The sequence below is a fragment of the Pontibacter qinzhouensis genome (genome assembly GCF_008017455.1).
Classification (GTDB): Bacteria; Bacteroidota; Bacteroidia; order Cytophagales; family Hymenobacteraceae; genus Pontibacter; species Pontibacter qinzhouensis.
The window spans coordinates 70,507-83,596 of sequence record NZ_VRTY01000016.1; the positions used below are offsets into that span (position 1 = coordinate 70,507).

General features: G+C 44.2%; 4 protein-coding genes. All 4 read right to left on the reverse strand.

Annotated features, from left to right (window positions below; all coding sequences use genetic code 11):
* Positions 1-480 precede the first annotated feature (480 nt).
* Positions 481-4,521 (reverse strand): T9SS type A sorting domain-containing protein, encoded by a 4,041-nt coding sequence (locus tag FVR03_RS06265; protein ID WP_187270059.1) that lies wholly within the window; start codon positions 4,519-4,521, stop codon positions 481-483.
* Between the two features lie 648 nt (positions 4,522-5,169).
* Positions 5,170-9,693, reverse strand: a complete 4,524-nt coding sequence (locus FVR03_RS06270; protein WP_187270060.1) for an Ig-like domain-containing protein — start codon at positions 9,691-9,693, stop codon at positions 5,170-5,172.
* A gap of 1,607 nt (positions 9,694-11,300) precedes the next feature.
* Positions 11,301-12,587, reverse strand: a complete 1,287-nt coding sequence (bioA, locus tag FVR03_RS06275) for an adenosylmethionine--8-amino-7-oxononanoate transaminase (RefSeq protein WP_147920883.1) — start codon at positions 12,585-12,587, stop codon at positions 11,301-11,303.
* A gap of 187 nt (positions 12,588-12,774) precedes the next feature.
* Positions 12,775-13,090, reverse strand: a 316-nt coding sequence (gene bioD / locus FVR03_RS06280; protein WP_147920884.1) for an ATP-dependent dethiobiotin synthetase BioD, incomplete at its 5' end; no start/stop codon positions are given.

Below are 13,090 nucleotides of genomic sequence, written 5' to 3' on the forward strand. Positions count from 1 at the left end.
AAAAATGGCTTGGTGATTAATACGGGCTGTTTATAGTTTAACTAAACTAATAAAGTGATAATAATAATTATTTTCAAAAAGGTAAAATTGATAAATTAAATTCCAATAACGGGAAGGGTTTTTCTTTATTTGAGATTAATTCTAAATATTGGAATTTATTCTAATGCTCTAAAAGTAAAGGGTAATATTAAATTATTATAATAAATTTGCCCTTCCAAAGCAATGTTATCTTCAGGAATTCAAGGGTAGATGTAGGATTGTGATGGCAAAACATTATAGACAGCGACAGTACTTCCTGGAAATAGTTTTACGAAAAATACAAAAGAGAAAAAGTCTTGTGTCTTATGTCGTGATACTTGTGTCCTGTTTCCAGGAGAGATACAATTTCAATTTCCGATAAATTATGAAGAAGTCTATAGCTGCTCGCCATCACAGTTTAAGGTAATAATACTTGAGCAGGTTCTGAGGTACTAGCTACTGTTACAGAGCTTTTACTACTTTCAGCTTCTGGTCAATTGTATCTCCCTTAATTCTAATGATGTAAACACCAGCTTGTAACATGTTACCTGTTAACTCCCAGGTATTGCTGCCACTGCTGTGCTCCACCACCTGGCTTAAAATAACTTTTCCTTGCAGATCGATTAGCTGCAGTGTAGCCTTGCCTGCTACCTGGCTATCATAGGTTACAGAGAGCTGGTCTTTGAATGGGTTAGGATAAGCCTGCAGTTGTGCGGCAGCGGCAAAGCCTTTAGTTTTAATAGCTACTACTTTACTGTGAGCGAAGGTGCCATCGAAATCTACCTGCTTTAACCGGTAGTACAGTTCACCTGCCGGTGCCTTTGTGTCAGAGAAATTATACGTAAGGCGTTGGCTGCTAGTGCCTGCTCCTTTTACTTTGCCTATTTCAGTAAAGAACTTGCCGTCCAAGCTTCTCTCCACGACAAAATAGTCGTTATCCTGCTCAGAGGCTGTTATCCACGTTAAGGCAACCTCCTGATCCTGAAGCTTGGCGCTAAAGCTCATTAACGATACTGGTAGAGCGTATGCCCATTGCAAGGTGTAGGAGCCTGGGGTGGCGCTTGTCATGCCAGCTGCGTCTATGAAAGAATATGTAAAGGTAGAGGAGGTAGAGGGTGGTGCTATAAACCTGATTCTAAGTAGCTCAGGGTTGTAGTTCTCTATTCTGGTGCCTTCTGTTAAAAGTGTTTCGCCATAGTAAAGCTCATTGCCTTCCATATTTTGCAAGCTCACGATCTCTAGTGTCTTTCCAGCACTCAGGCTGCCATCTTCCAAGTCAGAGCCAGCCAAGGCACCTGCTTTGTTGTCAGCGGTTAACGACAGGTAGGTATTGTACTGTGGCTGCGACAGTGTATAGGTTGCAGAGTTGCTAATCGGTGGCTGTTGAAGGCCAAAGTTGAGCCCTATGAAGTTACTGGTGCCGATAGTGCCGGTAACTTGGCCGTTGGTAGAAAGGTTGATAGTACCGAGGGCCGCACCTGTGTTCACCCACCCACTAGGCAAAGCTGAGGCTGCTGGTGCCGGAGAACCAATCGCCAACATGGCACTCGATAATGTAACTGTATATGTATTAGTCGGATAAACGGTGGTGAAGGCATACATGCCGTTCGATGCCACAGCTGCTCTGTCTGCGATTACCCCATCTTTGGCCAGGTACGTATACAGCTGAGAATTTGAAGCTGTGCCGATACCTGTTCCATTTACAACGTTATCGGTTTGACCATTGGCATCGTTAAATACAGTTCCTGTTATTCTAAGAACCGTAAGCGGAACTGTAACAGTAGCTGTGTTCAGACTTTCCTGGTCGGCATTGTCTATTGCTTTAAAGGAGATAACCGGTGTAACTGCTCCTGCCTGCGGTATTATAGAAACCGAGGTGCCCGCGGCAACTGTTACCCCGGCTGCCGGCCAGTTCGCACTGGTAAAGGTAGTGCCTCCAATTGTAATGGAAGTGCTATTCGTCGGAAAGCTGCTATAGCGAATTTTGGTTACGCTGCCACCATCAAAATCGGTACCTGTGAAGCTTGATGCAGCAATGGTCACGCTTTTGTTATCGCCTGGGTTAAGTTGAGAAGCCAGAGTAACCGAGGAGGCAACAGGTAATCGCTCTATTCCGAAGTTTAGATTTGCGTAGCTTGCCGTAGTAGTACCTCCTGTAACCTGACCCGTTGCATTGCCCAGATTTGTGCCAGCCAAAGAGGCTCCTGTATGTACCCAGCCAGACGGCAGAACAGAGGCTGCTGGTGCTGCTGCACCTACAGCCAGGTTTGCAGTAGAAATAGTGACAGTGTAATTGGTGTTGGCGTTGGCGTTTGAGAAACTGTATACGCCATTTATGGCCACAGTTACTTTGTTTTCTATAACACCATTAGCAGCCAGGTAAGCATACAATTGCGTGCCTGCCGTGCCCGTACCTGTGCCATTCACGAGGTTGTCAGTCATTCCATTAATATCGTTGAAAACGTTACCGCTTATTGTAAGACCAATCTTAATGGCATAATCTTCAACTTCACCATCGAGGGCAGCTGCCGTAGAGCGCTCGTCTACTGCAGTGGTGCCTGTAACATCGGAGAGGGTAGTGGAGGTAATTCTGAAACGGGTATATGTAAGCCCGGCCCTTGCAACTCCGGCGGCACGACCTGCCCAGGTTATGTTAACGGTGGTAGCGTTATTGGCTACACTCACACTTGCGTACTCATTCGCTGCAAACTGGCCGTCGCCGTTAAAATCTATCCAGCCGTGAAGTGTTTTGGCGGAGCCAGTTGTGTTGCGAACTGCAACTGTTACGGTGTAGGAGTCGGTTGTGCCAGTGCTGGTAAGCGTCAGAACCGGGAAGGTGCTAATGCCATCTTCGTCGTTTGTAGTGCCAGAGCCAGAATAGTTAGTTGTATTGTCGCCTGTGGCTGTTGTGCCCGGGGCTGGCTCTACTTCGTAATCTATGGTAGTTCCCAGTTGTAAGAGTCCAGTTGATGCGGCGCAAGATACCTGCTGGTGGAAAGGGCGTCCAAAGCTGGCAGGTGCATCACCAAAGTCAGCAGGAAATTTAAAGGCTTCAGCAGCATCCGTAGCAATAGCACCGGCTGCCCAGCCTCCTCCGCTTATTGCGGTCTTTGCTCCAATCCCTCCTGCTTTGTTATAAACAGCAATGCCATCACTAACATTGTAAATAGTACCATCATGCCCAATCGCCGTTTGATTCGTAGTGACATTAAATTGTGCTGTTATGGTTTGATTATTCAGGTTGTAATGCATTAACCTGGTGTTAGTGGCAGGAACAAGAGCTGAGTTAAAATGGTAAAGCATACCATCGTGGATCACAAAGTCACCCCAGTTATGGAGAGAAGTACTACCATTATTAGCCTGTACTCCAAAAACACGTGAGGCTGAAGTGGCATTTCCTGATTCATTTATGTCAATACGCCAGATGGAGATATCTTCTGTTGCACTTACGCCAGCATCTATGCCAAAATAGAGGCTGCCGTTATAGAATGCAGCAGCGCTACCACCTACACCCTGAGAATTTATAGGTATGTTGTAAGGACTTACCGTAACATCTGAAATTAATACAGAGCGTGTGCAGGTTTTAATATTATATTTATAAATAGTTTTGTTAGTAGTTACACCCTCGCCACTTGCATAATATATAATCTGGTTGTAAGGATCGTAGGCAAGTGAGTTCAGACCTGTAGAAGCAGCAATATTGGGGTCTGTAAATAGCCTTGTGGCAGCTGCAGTTGCAGTGTTAACAGCAAATACACTATTTGTGCCATCTGTAGCCAATATATAGCCAGGTTGACCAGGTTCAGGTGCAGAAGCAGCATGGTAGTTAGTAGGGAAATTTTCTGTAACACAAGCTGAGATATCTGAAATCCAGATAGCGTCTGTATTGTTATTTAGAGTATTGTTTGAGCTGGTACTATACCTTGCAAAAGCCAATGTTATTGTCTTAACCGGCCCCGTTATGTCTATGTTAACTCCCGAAGTAGTAGCATTATCCTCTAAATCACCTGCAGCAGTAGCACTAGACCCATACCATGCTCTAATTGATGTTCCTGAAATCGTACTATTGGTAGCGGCTGGTGAAGTAGTCCCAGAGCTTAATCGGACACTATTTGTATTCTCAGTTGAGTTAGTGCTTAAAGTGCTTCGTCTGGCAGATACTTGCTGTGCAACGTTGGCAGCATTATGGGCAGTAATAGTTACACCTTGTCTGTTATCAAGATCATATATAGAAAAACGTGCATTCCGCACTTCTTCATCGAAGGTAATAGTAATAGTGCCATTTGATACATTGTACTGAACCAAATGCCCATTGCCATAGCCGTTACCATAGCCAGTATAAGTAGAGTTTACTGGAGTAGTTGGAGATGTAACATTTGTTCCCCACGATATACTTGCAGCATTAGTGCCAATAGCGAACCGTGCTGGCGATGAAAAGTTTCCTACCCTGTACTGCCAATCCCAGTTAATGGTGGCATTGGTGCATTGTGCTGATGCTGTCATGCTGGCTAACATATTGCCGAAAAGTACTGCAAGGAAAAGCATTATAATAGCGCCTGACTTTACTGGAGTCGCTGGTTTTTGCTGGTTTAGTGAGCAGTTTGTTTTCGAAAACAGGTACTTCATGCTGCTTAATTGGCTTTAGGTGTTAATGTATTTTATGCTGCTCTACCTGATTTCTGGTAAGCCTGCCAACACACCTAATAACTACAATGCCAATTCTTAAATGAAAAGGAGCAAGACACATATATGCCTTGCTCCTTGATAAAATTTGAATATTCTTACTCTATTGAATTCAAAAATAAAATTTGATGAGATTTTTATTGATGAACTTGTAATAAATCAATGTTCTGACATAAACCATTATTTATGTAATTCTATAATTGGGATTAATTATTCTATAGATGAGACAGTTTCTGTTGTTTGGAATCTTATTTAAAATATATCCAGAATTGTATTTCATCTTATCATACTCAGTACCGGAATCTGCACTGACGTTCAGCCCAATAACTTTTTAAGTGCTCCAAGATGGGGCTACAGCGCCAGCAACTGTGTGTAAATACACTCAAAGCCTGTATTATAACTCATTCGATCTAATCTTCTGTTCGTGCTAGCACTAACAAATTACCTGCTTATGGTTATAAATGTAATTTATTGCTCTTTCAGCACTTTCACCTTCTGGTCAATACCGTTGCCTGATACAGTAAGAATATACATACCTTTTGATAAATGCTCCGTTGCCACATCCAACTGATTCATACCCTCAAGTAAGTGAATGGCTTTAGTGAGAACAATTCGTCCTTGTAAATCGAGGAGCTGCAGTTTTGCTTTGCCTTCAGTAGTGGCAGGTAGTTCTACAGAGAGGTAGCTGGTAAATGGATTAGGGTAAGCTTGGACCAGTTGAGTTGCTATTGTGCCTTTTGAAGTTACTGTTACTAGTTTGCTGAATTCATAAGTGCCATCAAAATCATTTTGTTTCAGGCGGTAGTAAAGTAAACCGGCAGGAGCATGGGCGTCTAAATAATTATAATCAATTTTCAGTCTGCTATTACCAGCTCCTTTTACTTTACCGACAGTGGTAAACTCTATTCCGTCAAGACTTCTCTGTACCTCAAAAAAATCATTGTCCTGCTCTGATGCTGTGGACCACTTTAATGTTACTCCGTAGGCATGTAGCTGTGCAGTGAAATTCGTCAGAGAAACAGGGTACGTAGAGTTAACAACTGTAATGGAATACGTGGCAGAGGCAGAGGAGGCCCCCGCATTATCGGTAACCATGTACCTAAAGAACAACTCCCCGGTATATTCAGCGTTTGGCTGAAAAGATAACTGTGTAGCTTCTTCCGATGTAAGTTTCTGTCCAACCACTGCTGCCAGGGTATTCACAAACAACTTACCTTCGGTGTCTGCAGGAATAGTTAATATAGTGTAGTAATCTATAGTTCTTGATGCGTGAACATTGCTGGCACTGAGAGGATCAAGTAAAACAGGAGCATTTTCTTCAGTTAGTACTTTCATACTCATTTTTACATCATCAGCGGTAGGCGGATTATTAACTGGTAATTGAATGGAGTAAGTAGAGCTGTTGTTGACAGGGTTGAAGTCGGCTGGTGTATTGCTCGTAACTATAACCTTAGGTGAGTGGGTGATAGATTCCGAAGTGTTTATCCTTGCTGTGAATTCTATTACATACGTATTGCCCGCAGCGATTCCTGGTCCTTCATATATATTGAGGGTGGATTTGTATCTCCAGATTTCATTCGTTGAATTCATGATAAACGTTAAGCCCTCGGGTAAGAAATTCTCTACAATTATGCCATAAACGGCGTGTGTGGCTATATTGGAAACAGTGTAACGCAGGGTAATAACTTGCCCCTGTTCAAAAGGCCCTGCTGTTACCACACTGGTAGCTAAAGCAATATCTACATCGGCCACCACAGGAATAGTATAGGTAGCAGGAGTTAAAGATTGTGCTCCTTTGTCGTCGGTGGCAATGTAAGTGAAAGTAAGAGTACCAGTGTTGGTAGTGGCAGATAGCCAGGCCAGTTGCGTTGCTTGTTGCGGCGTAATAACCTGGCCTGCTGATGCTGCTACACCATTCACAAGTATACGCCCAGTCTGAGTATTTGGTATGGTGAGAATGGTGTAGCTAAAAACAGAACCATCCGCATCTGTGCCAGCCAAAGGGCTAATTGCCTGTGCGATTTGCTTAGTGGTAATGGCGGCTGTGGTAACATCGTTCACAACCGGGGCCTCGTTGTTTAATGAGGTAAGGCTATAAGTGCTGGTATTGTTGCTTGGGTTGCCATCAGTAGTGTTGCCGCTAATAGTTACACCCTGAGAGATAGTGCCTGTAGAACCAATTTTTGCAACAATGTCCATAGAATAAGTAGCTCCTATGGCAATGCCACCCCAGTTCGGTTGCCAGATGCCTGTGCCTGTAGTGTACATGCCCCCAGATGTGTTGCTGATATGGGTTAAAGTAGCAGGTAGCATATTTGATACCTGAACACCATTCCAGGCATCTACCGTACCAATATTGGTAGCCGTGTACCGGATGGTAACGTTTTGGCCGATATAGTAAGGGCCGGTTGTAAGCACGGAAGCAGAAATAGTTAAATCAATGCCAGTTGTTACGGGTATGTTGTAAGTAGCAGTACCGGACGAAGCTCCAAAGTTGTCGGTTGCGCTGAAGGTGAAGCTGGCAGTGCCAGTATAGCCGTTGGCTGGTTTAAAAGATAACTGTGCTGCCTGTGTGGGTGTGATTACCTGGTTTGCGGTTGCCGCCACACCATTTACGTATAAAGTACCTTGTGCAGCCGTAGGTAAGGTTGCAATTCTATAAGTGTAAATGGTGCCATCACTGTCTGTAGCTGTTAACGGAGTAATAGTAGCGGTGCCAACGTTAGTAACACTTGCTGTGGTGATGTTGCTTACTGTTGGAGCTGCGTTTGTTGCAGGAGGCTGGTTTACATAAATGGTGTAAGTAGCGATATTAGATATTGCTCCTGCATTATCAGTTGCAGAATAAGTAAATGAGCGACTTGGATTGTTGTTACCGTTGCCTCCGGGATCAAAGAATACTTGGGAGGTTGTTATTACTGATCCTACGACAAGTGCAGGACCATTTAGTGAGGAGTGAATTGTTCCAGCCTGTGGCAATGATATTATTGTGTACGATTGAATAGTTCCGTCTATATCAATTGCATTTAAGCTTGCTATCTGAACAATATTACTTCCTCTACTAATATTAAGAGATCTAACATCATACGCAATAGGAGCAATATTGCTTACCACAGGTGCTGTTACAGGAATTGTATAAGTGGCAGAAGCGGCTGCTGTAGCTCCTTGGTTATCCGTAGCTGTAAATGTAAAGGTAGCATTTCCAACAAAAGAGCTGTTCGGGGCAAAGGTAAGTAGAGAGGCTTGTGCAGGGGTAATTAGCTGACCTGCTGTTGCGGCTGTGCCATTTACATTTAAAACACCTTGTGCAGCCGTTGGTAAAGTGAGTATGGTGAAAGAGGCAATAGTGCCATCAGTGTCTGTTGCTGATAATGCCGGTATGGCGGTTGCTCCGGCATTATTAGAAATAGATGCCGCTATAATGTTGTTCGCAGTCGGAGCAGCATTGGTAACAGTTACCACTGGTATAGTGTAAGTAGCTGGCGTAGCATCTTGAGCTCCAGCATTATCGATCGCTGTATATTGGAATGTGGCATTTCCTGAATAACCAGCAGCAGGTGTAAAGGTTAAATGGCCTGCCTGCGCCTGTGTGTAGCTTGTGGTTGAGTTCGCTACAGTGCCATTCATATACAGAATGCCTTGGGCGGCACTTGGTAAACTGGTAATTCTATAACTGGCAATGCTGCCATCAGTGTCGTAAGCCAGCAATGGTAGTATGGGAGTAGCTGCCGCTGTAACAGAGCCTGTTGTAATATCTAGTGCTACAGGAGGGCAATTTGTGCCATTAGAAGCAATTAATGCAGGTCTTGCAATAGCTTGATTAACGAAACCAACTGCTCCGTTTGTAGCGTTATAGGTAGTATTTCCTGCTGTTGTGCCAGCTACTCCTAAAGCCGCCGTAGCTGCTACTAAGGGGCTGTTTGAATATATAACTCCGCCGCCACCGCCGCCGCCCGGACCGTGAGCTGTACCTCCACCCGTATTTGAGCCTCCGGTTCCGCCATTAGCAGTTACAGAAATAGTAGTCGATGCCTGCGTGAGTGTGGTGATTAATACGCTTCCTCCTGCACCACCACCGCCGGTTCCGTCATTTGTGGCAGTGCTTATTGCATTTGATCCGTTTGCCGATAGCGCTCCGGTTCCTGATACACTTCCAGCCCTTACAAAGATAATACCTCCACCGGCGGCTCCACTGCTGGCTAAACCGCCTGAAGGAGTTCCGGTAGAGTTATTGGTAGTACCGGCACCTCCGCCGCCACCCATTACCAAACGTGATGTTGCTACAGGCGCAAATAAGTTGCCGCCAAAGCCGCCTATTGATAAATTGGAGCTCCAGGAGTTGCCTCCTCGTCCACCGGCGCCGTAGTTTGCACCACCTCCACCTCCAGAGTTCTGATCGTTAGCCGAAGGGTTGCCATCGGTGCCGCCGCCGCCTGCATTACCAGCTGCACCACGCGCCATGCTGCCACCGGGGTAGCCTTCAAACCCTGTACTGGTTGGTGAAGTAGCCCCTGCAGTATATACAAAAGCTGGCGTTCCGGCTATACCCTCTCCTTTTTGAGCATGGCCTCCAACAGTTGAGAGACTTCTGTAATCGCTGTTTGTTATTCCTGAGCCCCCAGTTAGGTTGCGGCCTGCACCACCTCTAAAGCCAAGGCCGTTTACATTAATGCCGTTTCCGTTGAAGTTCAGATTTCCGGCTACATCAAGTACTACTATACCACCAGTAGCACCATTCCAGGCCGGCGCAGTAATAGTGGCACCAAGCGTAGCAGCAATATATTGAGGAACCTGGATTACCTGATACCTTTTCTGACCTTGCGTACCAAAGTTTTCATTTGAGTAGGAATTTACCAGGTTGGCTACAGTAAGTGTGCCACCACCAGCAGATACGTTTGAGGCAGCCAGAGCATATTCATATGTTCCCGCAGTGTTATTCGATTGGGTGCCATATGTGCTGTTATTCTCAGATGTAATATTTAAACCTTGCATCTGTATTATTAGGAGCAAATCTCCGGAGGCTATTGGTGAAGTATTTCCAACTGATGCTCCTAATATTATTGTTCTGTTGGCACCTGCAGTAACTGAGCTTGCAGCAGGATAATACGTATTAACTATAGTGGTAACCCCGCTTAAAGCACCATCCCGCCCCGGGTTTGAACAGGTTTGTGCTAAAGATACAGTTTGAGTAAACAATGTGATATTCAAGAGGAAAGTTATACCTATGTATAACCTAATAACATTCTTGCTAAGTAAAATTTGCATCATAGGTTGGCTGAAATAATAATGATTTTTTGGAGAAATATTTTTTCACCTGATTTCATGTATCTCCAGGTCAGCCAATGAATAAATTTGATGCCTAATATTAAATTACAAATATATAAAATATGATTATTTTTAGTAAAAAAGAGAAATATGAGTAGTATTGCGGTTGCGATATAGTAAAAAACGTATGTAATAAATATAGACAATTATAAAACTATTTATTTTAATTAACGTATAAGTCCACTTTATAGAATGCTATTTCCATAATTTGGAAAAAATTAAATTAATTATAATTATTGTTATAGATAAGTAGTAGTTAAAGGCTTCTCATAAAGATTTCACCAATATATCTTTATTTAATCATTCTAATATTTTAATTCAAGCTCTTTTAAGGCCAATAATTAAATCTGACGGTTGTCCCATAATAAATAATGAAATGTAGGTCGTATAAATATTTTTTTTCAGGATACTGATAAAAAAATATAAACTAGATGGGTGTTTATATAGGTTTTGTTGAATATTTTTCAAAATCACTTTTATAGCTAAGTTTGAATAATTCTAAGAGGGTAAAAACCTGAAATTTAAGGCTAATTCATTGATAGCAGGATAGTTAACTGAAATTTAAATTCCAAATTTTGGAAAAACTTTATAGACACTGCTAAAAATACAATTCAGTAGTATGGGTAGGCTTAGCAAGAGGAAACCAGTGATTGCTGTTATCATGTATGCACTTTTTTAGAACTGAAAAAATATGATTACGCCTGAAACTGATTTAGCAGGTAACGGCAGACCGCCACGGCATATTTTAAATTTGCAAATAGCGATTTAATATAATCCAGAATCCAAGATTGCAAACAATCCTTAATTATGCGCTTGCTAAATGAGAAGCAGGAGAGGGCAGAGAAACAAAAATATATTCTGTGCATGTAACTAGCCTACCTAACTTAACATGCTAATATTCAGTAAGAGGCCCTACTTATTCTTTTAGGTACTTATAATGAAGTGAATGATGCAGTGCTAAAAGCAAGCATCGCATCATTTGGCTTTACTGCTTTTGGCCACCTACAAGTGGAACAGGTGTGGTAATGGTTAATTTTTTCAACATCTCATTTCTACTTCCAATAATCCTGGCCAACGTAAGACAAGACTTTCCTTTTCAGGATTCTGCTTTGCAAAGCTTCAGAAAGCCGGACTTTTTTCAGGTGAATTAAACTTTACTGAACCTCAAAATTTCTGAAGTATGACTGCTAAATAACTTGTAGCGCACTGCGACAAATTTCTGAAGATTAAGCACCTATGCCCTAAGATTAAACGGGTTTACGTTGATCCAAAACCTACTGTGCTGAGTGTGAGGATACTAAACTGTGCATACCTTCCATGGTTTCATAAACCCGGGTGAGCTGCTCAGTGGTGATGCAATAGGGCGGAATACAATAGATAATATTACCAAGTGGGCGCAGAACTACCCCTTGCTGCAAGGCGTAGTTGTAAAGTGTGTCGCGGAGGTTGTTGAAGTAGGAAGTAGTGGCTGTCTCGAACTCAATGGCCAGAATGGTGCCTTGCTGCCGTACCTCTTTTACATAGGGCAGAGTTTTTATTCGCGCGGCGAACGCCCCATGGCTGCTACAGATGCGGCTGATCTGGCGTTGTGTTTCTGGTTGCAGAAGCAGATCGAGGCTGGCCAGGCCTGCGGCACAGGCTATAGGATTGGCGGTGTAGCTATGCCCATGGAAAAAGGTTTTGGTTTTATCGTCGTGCAGAAATGCTTCGTACAACTGCCTGCTGCAACTGGTTACACCCAATGCCATAGTGCCTCCTGTTAACCCCTTCGAGAGGCACACTATGTCGGGTGTGTGGGAGAGGTAGTGGCTGGCGAAAGTTCTGCCGGTACGGCCAAAGCCGGTCATCACCTCATCTGCAATCGTCAGCACCTGGTGCTGCTGACAGAGCGCCACGAGTTTATCCAGAATATCGGGTGCGTACATCACCATACCGGCTGTGCCTAACACCAGCGGCTCGTAAATAAAAGCAGCTTTATTGTTTTCCTGTAGCAGGGTTTCCAACTGCGCCAGTGTTTCCTGCTCACGCCCCGGCACAGGCACATCAATAAAATCGACTTCAAAAAGATACTGCTGGAAAGGTGCTGTAAAGGTGCTGCGGGCGCTAACAGCCATAGCTCCGAAGGTATCGCCGTGGTAACTGTCGCGGAAGGCAATGATTCGGGTTTTCGCAACGCCCTGGTTGTGCCAGTATTGGATGGCCATTTTTAAGGCGACTTCTACAGCTGTGGAGCCATTGTCGGAGTAGAAAATACGGCTTTGGCTGTCGGGAAGCACTTGCAGCAGCCGCTCGGCCAGCTCCACGGCGGCAGGGTGCGTGAAGCCGGCAAAAATAACGTGCTCCAGCGTTCTCAGCTGTTCTGCTACCTTCTCTGCTATGTAGGGGTGGGCGTGCCCGTGTAGGTTTACCCACCACGACGACACCGCATCGATGTAAACTTCTCCGTTTTCAGAAAAGAGTAAGGCACCTTCTCCGCGCACAATAGGTATGGGCGGTGCAGCCGTTTTCATCTGTGTGTACGGGTGCCAGATTACCTGTTGGTCGCGCGCGGCTAGTGTCATGTCTTATTTTTTTGGTGCTGCCTTTTTACGATGGCGTTTGAGGAGCAATTTTTCTAATAAAAAGGGCCTTCCGAAGCTTTTTTAAGAAAATGTTGCCAAGGGTAGCCGCTGCTTTAGTACCTGCTGGAGGTGTCTTTTTGTATCTGTTTTCTCAAATAGAAAATGAAATAAGGGTGAAACGGAAATACTACAGGTGGCCTTTAAACTGCTCTGCATAAGCTGCTACAGTGTCTTTACAGAAATCAGCTTCCTGCCTGATGGAGGGCAGGCGGCGCAGGCCCGTGTACTTCACAATAAAGTCTTCGGAAGAAGCATTTTCTTCGCCGTTGAAAATAATGCCGGCCACCGGAATTTTACGGTAGCGCAGTACCTCGGCGGTGAGCAGGGTGTGGTTAATGCTGCCCAGGTAATTGCGCGACACCAGCACTACCTCCAGCCCCAGCTGCTGCACCAGGTCAATAACCAGGTAGCGCTTGTTCAGTGGAACCATCAGGCCTCCGGCT

Excerpts from the sequence above, each read along its gene's own strand:
- bioA (WP_147920883.1), bottom strand. The coding sequence starts at position 12,587 with ATGACACTAGCCGCGCGCGACCAACAGGTAATCTGGCACCCGTACACA.
- FVR03_RS06265 (WP_187270059.1), bottom strand. The coding sequence starts at position 4,521 with ATGACAGCATCAGCACAATGCACCAATGCCACCATTAACTGGGATTGG.
- FVR03_RS06270 (WP_187270060.1), bottom strand. The coding sequence starts at position 9,693 with ATGCAAGGTTTAAATATTACATCTGAGAATAACAGCACATATGGCACC.